The 18949-nt window shown below is 70.2% G+C and carries 15 protein-coding genes; 8 read left to right on the top strand and 7 right to left on the bottom strand.

The features are described 5' to 3' along the window. The first annotated feature begins 4 nt into the window (after window positions 1-4). Complete coding sequence (locus DEJ47_RS15195; protein WP_150168680.1) at window positions 5-1282, top strand: ATP-binding protein; 1278 nt, start codon at window positions 5-7, stop codon at window positions 1280-1282. On the opposite strand, the gene DEJ47_RS15190 is transcribed toward DEJ47_RS15195, so the two are convergent. After that, window positions 1279-1788 (bottom strand): GtrA family protein, encoded by a 510-nt coding sequence (locus DEJ47_RS15190; RefSeq protein ID WP_150175649.1) that lies wholly within the window; start codon window positions 1786-1788, stop codon window positions 1279-1281. The genes DEJ47_RS15195 and DEJ47_RS15190 overlap by 4 nt on opposite strands. Window positions 1789-2012: 224 nt before the next feature. Here DEJ47_RS15190 and DEJ47_RS15185 point away from each other — a divergent pair, with 224 nt between their 5' ends. From DEJ47_RS15185 to DEJ47_RS15175, 3 genes are read left to right on the top strand one after another with little or no spacing between them, the layout of a single operon-like run. After that, window positions 2013-3167 carry a 5-(carboxyamino)imidazole ribonucleotide synthase gene (locus DEJ47_RS15185; protein WP_150168678.1) on the top strand — a complete coding sequence of 385 codons (1155 nt, stop codon included), beginning with the start codon at window positions 2013-2015 and terminating at the stop codon, window positions 3165-3167. Beyond that, window positions 3164-3697 (top strand): 5-(carboxyamino)imidazole ribonucleotide mutase, encoded by a 534-nt coding sequence (gene purE, locus DEJ47_RS15180; protein ID WP_150168676.1) that lies wholly within the window; start codon window positions 3164-3166, stop codon window positions 3695-3697. Before DEJ47_RS15185 ends, purE begins: the two co-directional genes overlap by 4 nt. 4 nt (window positions 3698-3701) lie before the next feature. Further along, window positions 3702-4904: a dipeptidase gene (locus tag DEJ47_RS15175; protein WP_150168674.1), complete on the top strand. Its 1203-nt coding sequence runs from the start codon at window positions 3702-3704 to the stop codon at window positions 4902-4904. A gap of 914 nt (window positions 4905-5818) precedes the next feature. Here DEJ47_RS15175 and DEJ47_RS15165 read toward each other — a convergent pair. Further along, entirely contained in the window at window positions 5819-6976 is a 1158-nt protein-coding gene (locus DEJ47_RS15165) for an acyl-CoA dehydrogenase (protein ID WP_150168672.1), read from the bottom strand. Between the two features lie 174 nt (window positions 6977-7150). Here DEJ47_RS15165 and DEJ47_RS15160 point away from each other — a divergent pair, with 174 nt between their 5' ends. Together DEJ47_RS15160 and DEJ47_RS15155 are read left to right on the top strand one after the other, a co-directional pair. Then, window positions 7151-8494 (top strand): UDP-glucose dehydrogenase family protein, encoded by a 1344-nt coding sequence (locus DEJ47_RS15160; RefSeq protein WP_150168670.1) that lies wholly within the window; start codon window positions 7151-7153, stop codon window positions 8492-8494. A 29-nt stretch (window positions 8495-8523) separates the two neighbouring features. Continuing rightward, a complete protein-coding gene (locus DEJ47_RS15155; protein WP_150168668.1) occupies window positions 8524-8913 on the top strand; it encodes a VOC family protein in 390 nt (129 codons plus the stop codon). A gap of 36 nt (window positions 8914-8949) precedes the next feature. On the opposite strand, the gene DEJ47_RS15150 is transcribed toward DEJ47_RS15155, so the two are convergent. After that, window positions 8950-10086 carry a dipeptidase gene (locus tag DEJ47_RS15150; protein WP_150168666.1) on the bottom strand — a complete coding sequence of 379 codons (1137 nt, stop codon included), beginning with the start codon at window positions 10084-10086 and terminating at the stop codon, window positions 8950-8952. A 177-nt stretch (window positions 10087-10263) separates the two neighbouring features. Continuing rightward, window positions 10264-11628 (bottom strand): LCP family protein, encoded by a 1365-nt coding sequence (locus DEJ47_RS15145; protein ID WP_150168664.1) that lies wholly within the window; start codon window positions 11626-11628, stop codon window positions 10264-10266. Between the two features lie 129 nt (window positions 11629-11757). On the opposite strand from DEJ47_RS15145, the gene DEJ47_RS15140 reads away from it, so the two are divergent. Further along, window positions 11758-12306, top strand: coding sequence for an acyl-CoA thioesterase (locus tag DEJ47_RS15140; RefSeq protein ID WP_150168662.1), 549 nt, complete (start codon window positions 11758-11760; stop codon window positions 12304-12306). A gap of 16 nt (window positions 12307-12322) precedes the next feature. Here DEJ47_RS15140 and DEJ47_RS15135 read toward each other — a convergent pair whose 3' ends face one another. After that, on the bottom strand, window positions 12323-13693 hold the full coding sequence (locus DEJ47_RS15135) for an LCP family protein (RefSeq protein WP_398339009.1): 1371 nt from the start codon (window positions 13691-13693) through the stop codon (window positions 12323-12325). A gap of 285 nt (window positions 13694-13978) precedes the next feature. Here DEJ47_RS15135 and DEJ47_RS15130 point away from each other — a divergent pair, with 285 nt between their 5' ends. Then, a complete protein-coding gene (locus DEJ47_RS15130; RefSeq protein ID WP_150168658.1) occupies window positions 13979-15031 on the top strand; it encodes a glycosyltransferase family 2 protein in 1053 nt (350 codons plus the stop codon). Between the two features lie 107 nt (window positions 15032-15138). Here the strand turns inward: DEJ47_RS15130 and DEJ47_RS15125 are convergent, their stop codons facing one another. After that, window positions 15139-16902 carry an LCP family protein gene (locus DEJ47_RS15125; RefSeq protein WP_150168656.1) on the bottom strand — a complete coding sequence of 588 codons (1764 nt, stop codon included), beginning with the start codon at window positions 16900-16902 and terminating at the stop codon, window positions 15139-15141. Window positions 16903-17010: 108 nt separating this feature from the next. Then, a complete protein-coding gene (locus tag DEJ47_RS15120) occupies window positions 17011-18768 on the bottom strand; it encodes an LCP family protein (RefSeq protein ID WP_150168654.1) in 1758 nt (585 codons plus the stop codon). Window positions 18769-18949 lie beyond the last annotated feature (181 nt).

Here is an 18949-nt window from a genome sequence, read left to right as displayed (position 1 = left end):
GGCCATGCGCCGCAGACTGATCAACAGCACCCTCGCCGTCGTCCTCGTGGTGATCGCCGTCTTCGGGGTGAGCCTCGTCATCGTCGAGACGAGGACCATCAGCAGCAGCGCCCAGGAGCGCGTCGACTCCGAGGCGCTGCGGCTCGCGAGCATCGTGGACAGCCGGCTGATCAGCAAGGAGAAGATCAGCGGCGACATCCTGCGCGACCAGGTCGCCTCCGACCGGTACGCCCGCATCGAGATCCCCGGCCGCAAGCCCATCCAGATCGGCGAGCGCCCCGGCGGCCAGGTCATCAGCGCCACCCGCCCCGGCGAACAGGGCGAGAAGGTCACCGTCCAGGAGCCGAAGGCCGCCGTGACCCGCGAGGTCGGCAGGACCCTGCTGATCATCGCCGCCGTCGCGCTGCTCGCCATCGTCGCCGCCGTCCTCCTCGCCGTCCGGCAGGCCAACCGCCTCGCCTCGCCGCTCACCGACCTCGCCGAGACCGCGGAGCGCCTCGGCTCGGGCGACCCCCGCCCCCGCCACAAGCGGTACGGCGTGCCGGAGCTGGACCGTGTCGCCGACGTCCTCGACTCCTCCGCGGAGCGCATCGGAAGGATGCTGACCGCCGAGCGGCGCCTCGCCGCCGACGCGTCGCACCAGCTGCGCACCCCGCTGACCGCGCTCTCCATGCGCCTGGAGGAGATCACCGTCACCGATGAGCTGGACACGGTGAAGGAGGAGGCGACGATCGCCCTTGCGCAGGTCGAGCGGCTCACCGACGTCGTGGAGCGGCTCCTGACCAACTCCCGTGATCCGCGTACGGGATCCGCCGTCGCCTTCGACCTGGACGAGGTCGTCAAGCAGCAGCTGGAGGAGTGGCGCCCCGCCTACCGCAGCGTCGGCCGGGCCATCGTCAGCTCGGGCAAGCGGCACCTGGAGGCGGTCGGCACGCCCGGAGCCGTGGCGCAGGTCCTTGCCGCGCTGATCGAGAACTCGCTGATGCACGGTGGCGGCACGGTCGCCCTGCGTACCCGCGTCACCGGCAACCAGGCGGTCATCGAGGTCACGGACGAGGGTCCCGGTGTCCCCGCCGATCTGGGGGCGCGCATTTTCGAGCGGACGATCAGCGGCCGCAACTCGACGGGAATCGGCCTCGCGGTGGCACGGGATCTGGCCGAGGCGGACGGCGGCCGCCTGGAGATGCTGCAGACGCAGCCGCCGGTCTTCGGGCTTTTCCTGTCCCGTACGCCGCTGTCGCGGAGTCGGGACCACGAGGCGGACGACAAGACGATCCGCTAGGGCCTGCGCACCACGGGCTTCGTCTCGGTCTCCTCCAGGAACGATTCCGCATGCCCGACCGTCGTCTCGCGCACGGGCAGGGCCTTGAACACCCAGCTGCGGTACGACCAGAAGCGGAAGAGCGTCGCGATGCCCATGCCGAGGAACTTGAAGAAGTTGGACTGGAGACGGCTGTCCCAGCCGAACCAGTACGTCGCCGCGTAGAGCACGCCGTTCTCGATGACCAGGCCGACCCCGCTGAACAGCAGGAACAGCGTGAGCTCCTTGGTGCGACCGCTCTTGTCACGGTCCTTGTACGTGAAGTAGCGGAAGCCCACGTAGTTGAAGGCGATGGCGACGACCGTGGCGATCACGCTCGCGCGCACCACGTGGAGGTCGGTGACGTGCCGCACCAGGTTGAAGACGCCGAAGTTGACCAGGGTTCCGACCGCCCCCACGGCTCCGAACTTGGCAACCTCGCGCCCGAGCCTGTCCAGCCGCACGCGCAGTGAGCCCCGTTCCGTCATGGTGTCGCCCCAGCCCCCGTCGATTCCGTACCGGTCGTTCGTGCCGGTCGTGTACGTGCCGACGGATTGGTGTTTCGGTCGTGTCGACCCAGCCATGCTAACCAGCGGCCCCCGCGGGCGCTCGCGGGCGCCTGGACACTGTGGCGCCGCTGTGACAGGCGGGGCCGCGGGGTGCGGGATCCGGCCGTTCCGCGGTGGCCGATACCGGCCGATACCCTGGGGGCGTGACGTTCCCGGTAGTCGGCATGGTCGGCGGCGGTCAGCTCGCCCGCATGACCCACGAGGCGGGCATCCCCCTCGGCCTTAAATTCAAGCTCCTCAGTGACACCCCGCAGGATTCCGCGGCGCAGGTCGTCGGCGACGTCGTCATCGGCGACTGTCGCGACCTGGACACGCTGCGCGCGTTCGCGCGGGGCTGCGACGTGATCACCTTCGATCACGAACACGTACCCACCGAGCATCTACGGGCCCTGGAGGCGGACGGCATCCCCGTCCGTCCGGGGCCCGACGCGTTGGTGCACGCCCAGGACAAGGGCGTCATGCGCGCGAAGCTCACGGAGATCGGCGTGCCCTGCCCGCGCCACCGGATCGTGAAGGACCCGGCCGACGTGGCCGCCTTCGCGGCCGAGGGCGCCGCGGACGGCGGCGACGGCTTCCCCGTGATCCTGAAGACGGTGCGGGGCGGCTACGACGGAAAGGGGGTGTGGTTCGTACGTTCCGTCGAGGACGCCGAAGACCCCTTCCGGGCCGGTGTCCCCGTCCTCGCCGAGGAGAAGGTCGACTTCGCGCGGGAACTGGCGGCGAACGTCGTCCGCTCGCCGCACGGCCAGGCCGTCGCCTACCCCGTCGTCGAGTCCCAGCAGGTCGACGGCGTCTGCGACACGGTGATCGCCCCGGCGCCCGGCCTCTCCGAGGACCTCGCGGGCCAGGCACAGGAACTCGCGCTGCGCATCGCCAAGGAACTCGGCGTCGTCGGGCACCTCGCCGTCGAGCTGTTCGAGACCCGCGACGGCCGCATCCTCGTCAACGAACTGGCGATGCGCCCGCACAACTCCGGCCACTGGACGCAGGATGGCGCGATCACCTCGCAGTTCGCCAACCACGTCCGCGCCGTGCTCGACCTGCCGCTCGGCGACCCGCGCCCGCGCGCCAAGTGGACCGTGATGGCCAACGTGCTGGGCGGGGACTACCCCGACATGTACGCCGCGTACCTGCACTGCATGGCCCGCGACCCGCAGCTCAAGATCCACATGTACGGCAAGGACGTGAAGCCCGGCCGCAAGGTCGGTCACGTGAACACCTACGGCGACGATCTGGACGAGGTCCTCGACCGCGCCCGGCACGCGGCCGGCTACCTCAGAGGAACGATCACCGAATGAGTGCACCCGTTGTTGGCATCGTCATGGGCTCGGACTCCGACTGGCCGGTGATGGAGGGCGCCGCCAAGGCACTCGACGAGTTCGAGGTCCCCTTCGAGGTCGACGTCGTCTCCGCGCACCGCATGCCGCACGAGATGATCGCGTACGGCGAGCAGGCCGCGGACCGCGGCCTCAAGGCGATCATCGCCGGCGCGGGCGGCGCCGCCCACCTGCCCGGCATGCTCGCGTCGGTGACCCCGCTCCCCGTGATCGGCGTCCCCGTACCGCTCAAGTACCTGGACGGCATGGACAGCCTCCTGTCCATCGTGCAGATGCCCGCGGGCGTCCCGGTCGCGACGGTCTCCGTCGGCGGCGCGCGCAACGCGGGCCTGCTCGCGGCCCGCATGCTCGCCGCGCACGACCCCGAACTCCTCGGCCGCATGCGGGAGTTCCAGCAGGAGCTGAACGACCAGGCCACGGAGAAGGGCAAGCGGCTGCGGGCCAAGGTCGAGGGAGCGGGTTCCGGATTCGGCTTCGGCTCGGGAAAGTGATCGCATGACATCACTCGACTCCCGCGACTCCCTCGCCGAAGCACGCGCCCTCCTCGCCGACTTCCCCGTCGTCGACGGCCACAACGACCTGCCGTGGGCCCTGCGCGAGAAGGCCGGCTACGACATCGGCGAGCTCGACATCGCGACGGACCAGCGGGGCAGCCTGCACACGGACATAGCCCGGCTGCGCGCGGGCGGCGTCGGCGCGCAGTTCTGGTCGGTGTACGTGCGCACGGACCTGACGGGCGACGCGGCGGTCAGCGCCACGCTCGAACAGATCGACTGCGTCGACCAGTTGCTCACCCGCTACCCGGCGGACCTGGGCCGCGCACTGACGGCGGCGGACATGGAGAAGGTCCGCGCCGAGGGCCGCATCGCCTCCCTGATGGGCGCCGAGGGCGGGCACTCCATCAACAACTCCCTCGCCACGCTGCGGGCGTTGCACACGCTCGGCGTCCGCTACATGACGCTCACGCACAACGACAACATCGCGTGGGCGGACTCGGCGACGGACGAGCCGGGCGTCGGCGGGCTCTCGCCCTTCGGTCACGAGGTCGTACGCGAGATGAACCGCGTCGGCATGCTCGTGGACCTCTCGCACGTCGCGGCGACGACGATGCGGGCGGCGCTGGACACGTCGACGGCGCCGGTGATCTTCTCCCACTCGTCGTCGCGGGCGGTCTGCGACCACCCGCGCAACATCCCGGACGACGTCCTGGAGCGGTTGCCCGCCAACGGCGGCGTGGCGATGGCGACCTTCGTCCCGAAGTTCGTCCTCCAGGCGGCGGTCGACTGGACGCAGGCCGCCGACGACAACATGCGGGCCAACGGATTCCACCACCTGGACACGCGGCCCGAGGCGATGAAGGTCCACGAGGCCTTCGAGGCGTCCAACCCGCGCCCGATCGCCACCGCCGCGACGGTCGCCGACCACCTCGACCACATGCGCGAGGTCGCGGGCGTCGACCACATCGGCATCGGCGGCGACTACGACGGCACGGCGTTCACCCCGTCGGGCCTCGACGACGTGGCGGGCTACCCGAACCTGATCGCGGAGCTCATCGACCGCGGCTGGTCCCGGTCCGACCTCGCGAAGCTGACGTGGCGGAACGCGGTACGGGTGCTCGGCGCGGCGGAGGACGTGGCGCGCGACGAGCAGTCCCGCAGGGGCCCGTCGATCGCGACGCTGGAGCAGCTGGACGGCTGAGACGGAGGCGCCCCGTCAGGGGCGCCTCCGTCAGGGGCTACGGCAGGTTCCTGGCCATCACGATGTGCTGGACCTGGTTCGTGCCCTCGCAGATCTGTGTGCTTTACAGCGCACACGGCTCTGACCTGGGGAGACACCCCCTCTGTGGGGTGCTTCCCCAGCGTTTCCCCATGACCGGGAAAACAACCCCCTCGGGGCCTTCCTCGCCCCGCCGGTCACGCATGGGCCACGTGGCCATCCGGGTGTGCGGCTGCTTCCCTCCCTCACGGCTGCGGCATCCCGTGTCACTGCGGATCGTGCAAACGGTGGCCGGTGGCTCACGACGCGAGAAGTTCTGGCTGCGCTCGACGGCGCCCCACCCCGGTACCGCGCGATGCTGTGGCTGATGGCCGGTTGCGGGCTCCGTATCGGTGAGGCCATGGCCGTCTCTCGGGATCAGATCGACTTCAAAGCCGAGGTTCTGCGCGTTGACTTCCAGATCGCGGAGGACGGCGAAACGGAGTCCGGCAAGGACAGCGCGCTACAGCGGTGGCACATCAAGGCCCGCGACGAAGAAGAGCCCGGCCGCGTGGTGCCACTCCCGCCCAACGTTGCCTTCGAGCTTCGGCGACACATCAAGAACCACGGTGTGTGGGGGCCGGAGCGCCTGTTGTTCCCCAACGTACGGATCGCGGCTGCTGTACGCGGGCGTCCCCCGAGAACGACGTGGCCGACTGGATGGGGTGCAAACGGCCCCTGGCGCAGCGCCAGGGGCCGTTGTGTTTGTGCAGGTGAGAGGTAGTTTCCCGCCCAGAGTCAGCCCAGGATTTCCCCAGCATGACGCCCATGACCAGCCCGAAACGGACTCGAACCGACCGGAAGCCGATCACGGCCCGCGAGCCATCAAAAATGGCCGATGACCTGCGAAAACCCAGTTACGGCAGGTTGCGCGCCATCACGATGCGCTGGACCTGGTTCGTGCCCTCATAGATCTGCGTGATCTTCGCGTCGCGCATCATGCGCTCGACGGGGTAGTCCCGGGTGTACCCGTACCCGCCGAGGAGCTGCACCGCGTCCGTGGTGACCTCCATCGCCACGTCCGAGGCGAAGCACTTCGCGGCCGCGCCCTGGAAGGTGAGGTCCTTGTCGCCGCGCTCGGACTTGGCCGCCGCCGCGTACGTCAGCTGACGCGCCGCCTCGATCTTCATCGCCATGTCGGCGAGCATGAACTGGATGCCCTGGAAGTCGGCGATCGGCTTGCCGAACTGCTTGCGCTCCTTCACGTACCCCTTGGCATAGTCGAGCGCGCCCTGGGCGATGCCGAGAGCCTGGGCCGCGATGGTGATGCGGGTGTGGTCCAGGGTCTTCATGGCGGTCGCGAAGCCCGTGCCCTCCTCGCCGATCATGCGGTCGGCGGGGATGCGGACGTTGTCGAGGTAGACCTCGCGGGTCGGGGAGCCCTTGATGCCGAGCTTCTTCTCCGGCGCGCCGAAGGAGACGCCCTCGTCGCCCTTCTCGACGACGAACGCGCTGATGCCCTTGGAGCGCTTCTCCGGGTCGGTGACGGCCATCACCGTGTAGTACTCGGAGACGCCCGCGTTGGTGATCCAGCGCTTCACGCCGTTGAGCACCCAGAAGTCGCCGTCGCGCACGGCCTTGGTCTTCATGCCCGCCGCGTCCGAACCGGCGTCCGGCTCGGAGAGGCAGTACGAGAACATGCCCTGGCCGCCGGCGAGCGGCGTCATGTACTTCTTCTTCAGCTCCTCGGAGCCGGAGAGGATGACCGGCAGCGAGCCGAGCTTGTTGACGGCGGGGATCAGCGAGGAGCTGGCGCAGACGCGCGCGACTTCCTCGATGACGATGACCGTGGCGAGCGCGTCGGCGCCCGCGCCGCCGTAGCTCTCCGGGACGTGCACGGCGTGCAGGTCGTTCGCGACCAGCGCGTCGAGGGCCTCCTGCGGGAAGCGGGCCTCCTCGTCCACCGCGGCGGCGAACGGCGCGATCTTCGCCTCGGCCAGCGAACGGATCGCGTCGCGGAGCATGTCGTGCTCCTCGGACGGGCGGTACAGGTCGAAATCAGCCGATCCGGCCAAGGTCTCTCACGCTCCAAGGACGCTAATTACCGTTAAGTAACCCAAATTTTAGTGGTGCCCCCCACGCAACGGATACGTGAGCTTCGCGACAGCGGGAATCCTGCCCGGTGAGAGGCCCGGACACGCGGGACTATGCTCGTCTGCGCACTGACGCCACAGCCCCTGGAGCACCGCATGGCCCTCAAGATCACCGTGATCGGCACCGGCTATCTCGGCGCCACGCACGCCGCGGCCATGGCCGAGCTCGGTTTCGAGGTGCTGGGGCTCGACGTGGTGCCGGAGAAGATCGAGATGCTCCAGCGGGGCGAGGTCCCCATGTACGAGCCCGGTCTGGAGGACCTCCTGCGCAAGCACGTCGCGGGCATCGAGGGCGCCAGCGGGCGGCTGCGCTTCACGATGGACTGGGCGGAGGTCGCGGACTTCGGCGACGTCCACTTCATCTGCGTGAACACCCCGCAGAAGCACGGTGAGTACGCGTGCGACATGTCGTACGTCGACAACGCCCTGGAGTCCCTCGCCAAGCACCTGACCAAGGCCTCCCTGGTCGTCGGCAAGTCCACCGTCCCGGTGGGCAGCGCGGACCGCCTCGCGTCCCGCCTCGCGGAGCTCGCCCCGGCGGGCGACGAGGTCGAGCTGGCCTGGAACCCCGAGTTCCTGCGCGAGGGCTTCGCCGTCAACGACACGCTGCACCCCGACCGGATCGTCGTCGGCGTGCGCAGCGAGCGCGCGGAGAAGCTGCTGCGCGAGGTGTACGCGTCGCCCATCGGCGAGGGCTCGCCGTTCGTCGTCACGGACTTCCCGACCTCGGAGCTCGTGAAGACCTCCGCGAACTCGTTCCTCGCCACGAAGATCTCCTTCATCAACGCCATGGCCGAGGTCTGCGAGGCCGCGGGCGGCGACGTCGTGAAGCTCGCGGAGGCCCTCGGCCACGACGACCGCATCGGCAAGAAGTTCCTGCGGGCCGGCATCGGCTTCGGCGGCGGCTGCCTGCCCAAGGACATCCGCGCGTTCATGGCGCGGGCCGGCGAGCTCGGCGCGGACCAGGCCCTGACCTTCCTGCGCGAGATCGACTCCATCAACATGCGGCGGCGCGGCCAGATGGTCGAGATGGCGCGCGAGGCGCTCGGCGGCGGATCCTTCCTCGGCAAGCGGGTCGCGGTCCTCGGCGCCACGTTCAAGCCGGACTCGGACGACGTACGCGACTCCCCGGCCCTCAACGTGGCCGGCCAGATCCACCTCCAGGGCGGCCAGGTGACCGTCTACGACCCGAAGGGCATGGAGAACGCCCGCAGGCTGTTCCCCACCCTCGGGTACGCGGAGACGGCCCTGGACGCCGTCCGCGGCGCCGACGTCGTCCTGCACCTCACCGAGTGGCGCGAGTTCCGCGAGCTCGACCCGGCGGAGCTCGCCGCCGCGGCGGCCGCCCCGCTCATCCTGGACGGCCGCAACGCCCTGGACCCCTGGACGTGGCGCGCCGCGGGCTGGACGTACCGCGCGATGGGCAGGCCCGCGGCCTGAGAGTGACCATGGAGGGCATGGACAGGGATATGACAGAACCCATCGCCCGCCTGCGCAACGTGGTCCTGGACTGCCCGGACCCGCGCGCACTCGCCGAGTTCTACGCCGCCGTCATCGGCGGCACCATCGAAGAGGACGGGGACTGGGTCGACCTCGTGTCGCCCGGCCGCGTCAAGGTGTCGTTCCAGAAGGTCGAGGGCCTGCGCCCGCCGGAGTGGCCGCGCTCCGACGTCAACGCGCAACAGGTCCACCTGGACCTGGACGCGGGACGCACCGACGAGGAGATCGACGCCGCCCAGGAGAAGGTGCTCGCGCTCGGCGCGACCCCCCTCGACCTGGACGACGACAACGGCAGGCGTGACTTCCGCGTCTACGCCGACCCCGTGGGGCACCCGTTCTGCCTCTGCAAGATCCCCTGACGGGCCCTGCCGGACGACAGGCCGGCCGGGCGGGGCTCACCCGTCCAGTCGGTCTATCGTCGCCGTCGAAGCGGAACGCCGTTCCCGCGTCGCCCGCGCGGTGAAGTCCGCGCCGCGCAGGGCCCGTTGGACGTTGCCCCAGGTGAGCATCGCCAACTCGGCCTCGGACCAGCCGCGTTCGACGAGCTCGGCGATCAGCCGAGGGTGGCACGACGGGTCCGTGAGACCCTCCGGGTGCGTCTCGCGGGTGTCGTGCGTGCCGGAGATGCCGACGCACTCAGGACCCGCGATCCGGCGCACGTGGTCGAGGTGGTCGGCCGCCGTGCGCACCGTCGGCCCCGTCCGCCCGGCGGCGAGCGGGACGAGGACCAGGCCCTTGGCGGCGCCCACCTCCGCGAGGAGACCGTCCGAGAGGTTCGCCGGATGGTCGTACAGGGCGCGGGCCCCGGAGCGCATGAAGACCACCGGCGCCTTGGAGACGGCGAGGACCCGCCGCGCGGTCACCTCGGAGGCGCCCGACAGATCGGCGAGGACCCCGAGCCGGTTCATCTCCCTGACGACCTCCTCGCCGAACGGCGTCAGACCGCCCTCGCCCGCCCACGACGTCCCGCAGAGCGTGACCACGCACAGGCCCAGGCTGTGCAGCGCCCGCAGCGTGCCCAGCGAGTCGCCGAGCGCGGCGCCGCGGGCCGGTCCGATCAGGGTGGCGATGCGGCCGCAGTTGCGGGCGTCGGCGGTCTCCGAGGCGTTGCGGGCGAGCCGCAGCGCGTCGGAGTGGGTGGCGACGACGTGCTTGACGAGGTCGATCTGTTCGAGCGTCGTGCGGACGATGCGGTCGCCGCTCGGCCCGTCCGGCACGTGCACCGACCAGAACTGCGCGCCGACCCGGCCGGCGCGCAGCCGCGGCACGTCGCCCTCCAGAGCGCTGTCGCCGGTCTCGAAGTCGTGCCAGGGCAGCTCGCGCAGCGCCCACGGCAGCCCGCTGTAGCCGTCGGCGACGGGGTGGGCGGCGAGCAGGGTGCGGGCCCGGTCCACAGGGGAGGCGCAGCGGACCGTGTCGGTGCCGGGCGCGGTCACGAGGGCGGGGTCGGGCACGGGGTCGGGCGGGACGAGGGCCTGGTCGAGCGCCCCCGCCTCGGCGGTGGCGCTGAATTCCTCCTGCAGGTCTGCCATGGCAGGTGCTCCGGACGTCGGCTCGGCGGGTGGCAGTGCGAATAAACCGTGGCACGGCGCGGCCACGGCTTCGCGGCGGACGGAGCGTTCGGGGTACGGAGCGGCCGTGGCGGTACGCGGAAGGGCCCCGCCGACCCGGGTCGGCGGGGCCCTCTCACACGTGAGCGGTCGACGGCGTCACCGGTTGTCCGAGACCGTCACCTTCTCGTCGTTGTTGAGCTCCTTGACGAGCTGCTTGACCTTGGCCTTGTCCCAGACGAGGTTGCCGCCGACGGAGCCCGAGATCGGCATGTTCATCGACTTGCCCTCGCCGCCGGTCACGCCCTTCATCGCCCAGAACATGGAGGCCACGTCGAACAGGCCCATGTCCTTGTCGACGACCAGTGTGTCCAGGCCCGCGCCCATCGTCGGGTACAGCTTGAACGGGTTCATGACCGTGCCGGGCGTCGCCGCCTGGTGGGCCAGGGCCGCGAGGAACTTCTGCTGGTTCTTGGTGCGGTCCAGGTCGCTGGAGAAGGCGTGCCGGGTGCGGACGAAGGCCAGGGCTTCCTGGCCGTCGAGCGTCTGCTTGCCCTTCTCGAAGTCGGCGCCCGACCACTTGTCCTTGAAGGCCTTGGGGATGTCCATCTCGACGCCGCCGACCGCGTCCACGATCTTGGCGAAGCCGCCGAAGCCGATCTCCGCGTAGTGGTCGATCCTCAGGCCGGTGTTGTACTCGACGGTCCGCACGAGAAGTTCGGGGCCGTCCTCCGCGTACGCGGCGTTGAGCTTCGTCTGGCGGCCCTGGTTCGGGTAGAGCTTGCCGGACTCGGCGCCCTTGAACGAGGGGATCGTGACGTTCGAGTCGCGGGGGAGCGAGATCATCGTGTTCCCGCCGTCGTCCGCGACGTGCAGGATCATCATCGAGTCCGTGCGCTTGCCGTCGGCCGAGCCCGTGTGGAGGCGCTTCTTGTCCTCGGCGGTCATGCCCTCGCGGCTGTCGGAGCCCACGATCAGGTAGTTCGTGCCCGCGCCGCCTTCGGGCCGCTCGATGACCTTGGAGAGGTCGACCTCGCGCTTGAGCTTGGAGTCGGCCCAGAAGTACGTGATGACGGAGGTCACGACCAGCACGCTGACCAGCGTGATAGCGGTCCACTTGATCCGCTTGCGCCAGTTCGGCGCGGGGCGCGCGGCACGCGGCGGGCGTCCGTCGCCGCCGGGACCGCCGCCGTCGCCCGCGGCGGGCCTGCCGTAGACCTGGCCGGTGTTGTAGCCGCTGTCGTAGCCCTGGTCCCGGTTCTGCGCGTACGGGTCCCGGCGCGCGGCGCGCGGCTCGAAGACCTCGTCGCGTGCGTCGCCGTACGGCTGGCCGTTGCCGCGCGGCTCGTCGTACCCGTCGTCGTACGACGTCTGCTGCGGGACCCCGCCGGGCGGTGGTCCGGCCGGACGGGAGGGCCGGCCGCGCTGGACGTGCCGCATCGCACGGGCACCCTCGGGCTGGGAGTTCCCGCTGCCGCGGCCGTATCCCCGGCCGCCACCCTGATCGTCAGGCCAATCGCTCATGTGGCCCAGTCTGCCGCCTCCGGGGCCGCGCCTTACAGGGCGGTCGGGAATTCGGGTCATGCCTGTTGCAGAGCTGATGCAAAGCGGCCGGGGAGGGCTCGGTCATACGTCCGGCATAGGGTGGAGGGCATGACAGACCAGGCTCCACATCCGGAATCGGAGATTCCGGGCAAGCCGACCTCGGCATCCCGCACCACGCTCAGCCACATCATGACCCACAACGACACCAACCTCCTCGGTACGGTGCACGGTGGCGTGATCATGAAACTGGTGGACGACGCGGCGGGCGCCGTCGCCGGACGCCACTCCGGCGGCCCCGCCGTCACCGCGTCCATGGACGAGATGGTGTTCCTCGAGCCGGTCAGGGTCGGCGACCTGGTCCATGTGAAGGCCCAGGTCAACTGGACCGGGCGCAGCTCCATGGAGGTCGGCGTCCGGGTCCTCGCCGAGCGCTGGAACGAGTCGACGCCCGCCCAGCAGGTCGGCTCCGCCTACCTGGTCTTCGCCGCCGTCGACGCGGACGGCAAGCCCCGCACGGTCCCCCCGGTCGTCCCCGAGACCGACCGCGACCGGCGCCGCTACCAGGAGGCCCAGATCCGCCGCACCCACCGCCTCGCCCGCCGCCGCGCGATCAAGGAGCTGCGCGAGTCCCGCGCGGCGGAGGGCTTCGAGGACTGATCACTGGGTCCGCCCCTCAGGGGCAGACCACCTCGTCGCCGGTCACCGCGCCGAACTCGCCCAGCCGCACATCCTCGGCGCGCACCCGTCGGACCTCCTTGAAGTCCGTCCCCGCGATCACCTTCAAGGTCGCTCCCTGCCCCGGCACCTCCCGCAGCTCGCTCCCCGGCAGAGCCGTGGCCAGTGCCTTCGCCGACCGGTCCCACCGCGGGTCGTACGCGACGACCGTCCTCTGCGCCGGCCTGGCCGCCGCCCCCGGCACGTTCCCCGGCAGCTGCGAGGTCCGGAAACCGGTCTTGGCCAGCGCCGCGTCGACCCGCTTGCCGAGCTCCGGGTCGCCCGTGCCGTTGTCGACCTGGACCCGGATCTGCTGCGGTGCGACGCCGACCAGGGTGGCCCTGCCCTTGCCGTGGCGCACTGCCAGCGGACGGTCCTCGCGCAGCGCGTCGAACAGCTTCTCGGACTTCTGCGGATGCCAGACGAGCGTCGAACCGATGCCCGGGATGTTCGTCCCCTTGTCGCTCAGCGGCACGGTCGTGAACTCCGACGACGACGGCGAGAAGCCCCGCATCGCCCGCCCGAGGTCGAGGATCTCGTCCGTCCCGAAACCGTTGTCCGCGCGGACCGCGCCGAGCAGCGTCAGCGTCACGTCGCGGAACTTGACCGGGTTCAGGAGCACGCCGCTGCCCGTCGCCTTGGCGATGAGCGCCGCGAGGAAGCGCTGCTGGCGCTGCATGCGGCCGAGGTCCGACGCCCCGTCGACGTATCGGGAACGGACGTACTGCAGCGCCTCGCCGCCGTTCATGAGGTGCGTGCCCTCGGCCAGGTTCAGGCCGGTGTGCGAGTCCTGGAGCGGCCGTGCCGTGCAGATCTCCACGCCGCCGAGCACGTCCACGGTCTTCATGAAGCTGGTGAAGTCGACCTCCAGGTAATGGTCGATCTTGACCTTCGTCATGTGCTCGACGGTGCGCACCGTGAGGTTCGGACCGCCCTCCGCGTACGCCGCGTTGATCTTGTTCGGGTGCTCGTGGTGCTGCTCGCGCGTGGTCCTGTCGGTGTGCGCGGGCAGGTCGGCGTAGCTGTCCCGGGGCAGGCTCACGACGCTGGCGCGGTCCCTGTCCTCCGAGATGTGCACGATCATGATCGTGTCCGTGCAGTGGCAGGGCGCACCGCCCAGGCGGTACTTCTGCTTGTCCTCGGGGGAGAGCTTGTCGCGGCCGTCGGTCCCGACGAGCAACACGTTCATGCCGTTGCCCGCCTCCGGCCTGTTCTTCATGTCCCGGAAGGCGTCGACCCGCTTGATGCCGGTGTCCAGGCCCGTCACGACCGCGTGCCCGATGCCGGCCGCGACGAGGACCGTCACGGAGAAGCCGGTCGCCAGGCGCATGGCCCACCGCGGCCGTCTGCGCCGCCCCACGGACTTCCGGGGAACCCGCTCGGCGCGCACGGCCCGCTCGGCCCTCGGAGCCGGGGGGCGGGGGCGGCGCGGTGGCGGGGCGGGGGAGCGGCGGGGCGGTGTGGGCACGTGCGGGGCACCTCCGCGAGACGGGCCGTGGCCCGGTTGAGGACGAGCCGGTAACCCGAGAAACGTAAGGCCATACGAAATGCGGCCCGGGGTAGCGACCCGGACGGCGCGCACCCGTGTCCCCCGTTCGCGGTAACGTGACGCGTGATGAACGCGAAGTCCGAGGTACCGCCGCCGGCCGTATCCGTGATCATGCCCGTCCTCAACGAGGAGCGGCATCTGCGCGAGGCCGTGCACGCGATCCTGCGGCAGGAGTACGCGGGCGAGCTGGAGGTCGTCGTCGCGCTCGGCCCCTCGACCGACCGCACGGACGAGATCGCCGCCGAGCTGGTCCGCGAAACCGAGTCGAAGGTCTGGGGGCGGGTGCACACGGTCCCGAACCCGACGGGGCGCACGCCCGCGGCGCTCAACGCCGCCATCAAGGCCTCACGTCACCCGATCGTGGTGCGCGTCGACGGCCACGCCGCGCTCTCGCCCGGCTACATCACGACGGCCGTCCGCCTCCTCGAGGAGACGGGCGCGATGAACGTCGGCGGCATCATGCACGCCCAGGGCACCAACGCCTGGGAGCAGGCGGTGGCCGCCGCCATGACCTCGAAGATCGGCGTCGGCAACGCCGCCTTCCACACCGGCGGCGACGCACAGGAGGCCGAGACGGTCTACCTCGGTGTCTTCCGCCGCGAGGCCCTGGAGCAGCAGGGCGGCTACAACGAAGAGTTCATCCGCGCCCAGGACTGGGAGCTGAACTTCCGCATCCGCGAGGCCGGCGGTCTGATCTGGTTCTCGCCCGAGCTGAAGGTCTCCTACCGCCCGCGGCCGAGCGTCAGGGCGCTCGCCAAGCAGTACAAGGACTACGGCAGGTGGCGCCACGTCGTCGCCCGCTACCACGAAGGCTCCCTCAACCTCCGCTACCTCGCGCCGCCGACCGCGGTCTGCGCGATCGCCGCGGGCGTCGTCGTGGGCGCGGCCCTCACGCCGTGGGGCTTCGTGGTCCCCGGCGGCTACCTCGCGGCCATCGCCGCCGGTTCCGTCCCGGCCGGCAAGGGCCTGCCCCTGAAGGCGCGCCTGCAGATCCCGGTGGCCCTCGCGACCATGCACATGTCGTGGGGCTGGGGCTTCCTCACGAGCCCGCGCTCGCTGGCCAGGCGGGTCATCGCCTCGCGCCGCCCGGCGGTGCTGGGGCAGCGGCAGGAGGCGTAGCGAGTACGCGAGTGCACGGTTTCGCGGTCACGCGGTTACGTGCACGACGAGGGCCCCGGCACGGTGCCGGGGCCCTTCGCGCGTCCTGGGGAGGGTCGCCAGGCGGGTTACCAGGTGAAGTTCGGGTCGACCTTCATGCACGCCTTCTTGTCGGACCCGCTGAGCGCGTCCGCCGATTCCGGCGTGCTGTCGTCCTTCTTCTTGGCCTTGGGCGGCGCGTCGCCCTCGCGCCAGTCGGCGCCGACGATCAACGTCACCCCCGAGACGTCCGTCGACTTCTTCGCCGCGCTCAGCGGAAGACCGAGGGACTTGGCGACCCGCTGGGCGTCGCCCTCCAGGTCCGCGCTGGGGTAGCGGACGACCGTCTTCTCCTCGGCGAGCGCCGCCGACGAGTCCGGCGTCGCCTTCTTGAAGCCCTTGCCCACGAGGAGCTGGGCCACCGTGGACGCCCGGCCGCTGACCGGTGGCTCCGTGGTGCTGCGCGTGCCGTTCTGGACCTGCACCGCGATCTCGCCGTCCGCGGCGGCAGGGTCGTCCGACACCTTCTCCTTGGCCTTCTTCTTCTTGCCCTTGCCGTCCAGCGGGACGTCGTCGCGGACCAGCCGGAAGAGCTGCTCCGCGTCACCGGGCTTGGGGACGACGCGCGCGCCGGCGTAGTCGAACGGCATGGTGGTCATCGTCGTACGGCTCGGCGATACCTTCTTGAGCTCGTTGCCCAGGTCGTACAGCTTCTTGGGGCTGCCCAGACCGTCGTCCACCGTCAGCGCGTTCGTCGCCTCCTCGGCGAGCTTGCGCAGCTGGTTGGGGCTGGTCAGGCCGGTGTTCTCGCGGAGCTTGCGGACCAGCGCGTTCATGTACATGTGCTGGGCCTTGGCGCGGCTGATGTCGGTGCCGCCCTCGAAGCCGTAACGGGTGCGCAGCCACTGCAGGGCCTGTTCGCCCTGGATCTCGGTGGTGCCCTTCTTCAGCTTCAGACCCGAGCCCTTGCCCTCCCTGGTGCGCGAGTGGATGTTCTTGTCCACGCACACCGGTACGCCGCCGATGGCGTCCGCCATGGAGACCACACCCGCGAAGTCGACCATCATGAAGTGGTCGATGTGGATGTTGGTGAGCTTCTCCCAGGTGGCGACGGTGCAGCCGGGGCCGCCGCGGCCGAGCGACTCGTTCGTCATGTACTTGGGGCCGGTCTCCGGATAGACCTTGCCGTCGTCCGGGTCGGTGCACTTGGGGATCTGCAGCAGGGTGTCGCGGGGCATGCTGACGACCGACATGTTGCTGCGGTCGGCCGAGACGTGCAGCAGCATCTGCACGTCCGCGAGGGGCGGGGAACCGAACGTGTCCTTGGCGCCGCCGAGCTTCTGGTTCGCCTTGGAGTCGCGTGCGTCCGACCCGATGAGCAGGATGTTCAGCGGGGTCTGGCCGGCGGCGTTGGGTGTGGGCTCGGGCGCCCGGTGCTCGCCGAGGTTCAGGTCGTCCGTCTCGAGGTTGCCGTTGAGGTGCTGGTAGTAGAGGTATCCGGCGCCGGCCGTGCCGAGTATCAGGACCGACAGGATCGTCGCCGACCAGCGCAGGACACGGCGCTTGCGGCGCGGCGGACGTGCCCCGCCGCGCGCGCCGCGACGGTGCCGGGCGCTGCCCTCAGGGGGTTCGCCGCCGCCTTTCGACGCCTTCGCGGAACGGCCTCGGCCCTCCCGAGAGGCCTTGCGGGACCCCTCGCCCCGGCCCTCGCCCCGGCCCTCGCGCGGACCCGCGCTCGGGCCCTCACCCGGACTCTCGCTCGAGCCCTCGTCCCTGCTCTCGTCCCAGCCGTGATCACTTGCGTGCGGAGCGCGTCGTCGCGCCCCCTCCTTACGCACGCTGTTCTGCCTCATCCCCAGCCCCTCCCCGCCCCATTCATGAACTGCGGTCGTTCCGCGGCACCTTGACGCTCGCTGCTCGACGCCTTGGCGCATTGTTAGACGCAGAACGACCGCTTCAGGTCACTTGGCGCACATAACCTTGTCCGCTCCGACCTTCTTGATGTCCTTCGGTGCCTTCGAAGAGGCATCAATGGGCACCCCCGCGCCCTTGAAGTCTCCGCCGAGCGTCAGCTTCATGGCCGGCAGGCCCTGTGCGTTCTTCTCGCTCTTGCCCGGCTTGAGGGCGGCGCCGGACAGACCCATGATGTCGGCGAGCCGACGGGCCTGGTCCGCCTGGTCAGGCGCGTACTCGAGCGTCGTCTTCTTGATGTCCGAGGGCGCGTTCCCCAGCTGGCTGGACTTGAGCACGCCCCCAGTGTTCTGCAGCCACGTGAGAGTTGTCTGAGCGGCGCCCGTTTTCCCGCTGCCGTTGTAGATGTCGACGCGCACGTCGGAGGCGTCGGCCTTGGGACCCTTGAGCCGGGCGGCCACCGCGGCCTTCTCCTTCTTCTCCCTCTTCTTCACCACGGTGAGCGACTGGTCGGCGCGCATCATCGCGAAGAGCTGCTCGGACTTGACCGGGTCCGGCACGACCGTGGTGTGAACCGTCTCGGCCGGGTTGTCGATGACCGGCACCGTGGCGAAGCTCAGGTTCTTCATGTCGAGCTTGCCCAGCTCCATGCCGAGGTCCTTGAGCTTCATGATGTCGGCGATCGTGGAGTCGACGGTGAGGGCCTCGGTGCCCGCCTCCGCGAGGCTGAACATCTTCTTCGGGTTGGTGAGGGTGTCGTTCGACTTGAGCTTGCGCATGAGCGCGCTGAGGAACTGCTGCTGCAGCTCGATACGGCTCAAGTCGCCGCCGGTGCCCACGGAGTGGCGTGTGCGGACGAACGCGAGCGCGTCCTCACCCTCGATCGTGTGCTTGCCCTTGGAGAGCTTCAGGTGCGACTTCGGGTCGTCGATGTCCTTGGCGAGGCAGACGTCCACGCCGCCGACGGCGCTGGAGAGCGTCTTCACCGCGTTGAAGTCGGCCACCATGAAGTGGTCCATCTTCATGCCGGTGATCTTGGTGACCGTGCGCATGGTGCAGCTCGGCGTGCGGTCGCTCTGGCCGAGGCTTTCGTTGAAGCGGACTTTCTGACTGCCCGGAATGACCTTCTCGCTGCCGTCCTTCTGCTTCGTCGGGCAGTCCGGAATGTCGACGATCATGTCGCGCGGGATGCTGAGCGCGGTCGCGTTCGTACGGTCCTTGGAGACGTGCAGCAGGATCGTCGTGTCGGCGTGACCGGCGCTTCCCTCGTCGCCGTACCCCTTGTTGCCGCTGCCGCTGCGCTTGTCCGTGCCCATCACGAGGATGTTGATGGCGCGGTCCTTGCTGAAACCGCCGGTGCCCGCCCCGTCATCGTCTATCGACGTGATGTTGTCGTTCAGGTGCTGGTAGTACAGATAGCCCCCGGTGCAGCCCGCGACGAGCAGGAAGGCCAGCGTGCCGCCCGTCCAGACCATCACCTTCTTGCCCTTGGACTTGGGCTTGCCCTTGGACTTGCGGGGGTTCTGCTTGCGCCGGCCGCCGGAACCGGGCTCCGGCTCCTTCACGCGACGCCTGCGCTGCCCCGGCACCTCGCGGCGCTCGTCGCGCTCGTCGGGACGGGAGCGCTCACGGCCCGGCGCGGAGCGGCCGTGGCCGCCTTGCCGGGGTGACGATCCACGGGGTCCTGGCACCGACGACTGCCCAGCGGAGGGGCTCAGTCGCAGTTCGTAGTCACCGGTGTCCGGGTTGAGAACCCACTGGTCTGCGGGGTCGATGTTCTCCGCCCGCCCACGGCCTTGCGCGTCCACGGTTGTTTGCGTCCTCCGTCGGGGCCACGCGGCGCCTTTCCCCCCTCAAGAAGGCGCTCGGTCAGGTTCAGCGGTGCATGGCCGAGAGGGCCTTGGCGCACCGGATCGCTCACACTATCCGCCCAGTTCAGCGTCGAACGACGCCGGTGACAAATTCCACTCCCCTACAACTGGGCAATCC

It is taken from the genome of Streptomyces venezuelae (genome assembly GCF_008642355.1).
In the GTDB taxonomy this organism is placed as follows: domain Bacteria; phylum Actinomycetota; class Actinomycetes; order Streptomycetales; family Streptomycetaceae; genus Streptomyces; species Streptomyces venezuelae_B.
This window is presented reverse-complemented; position numbering and strand designations above follow the sequence as displayed.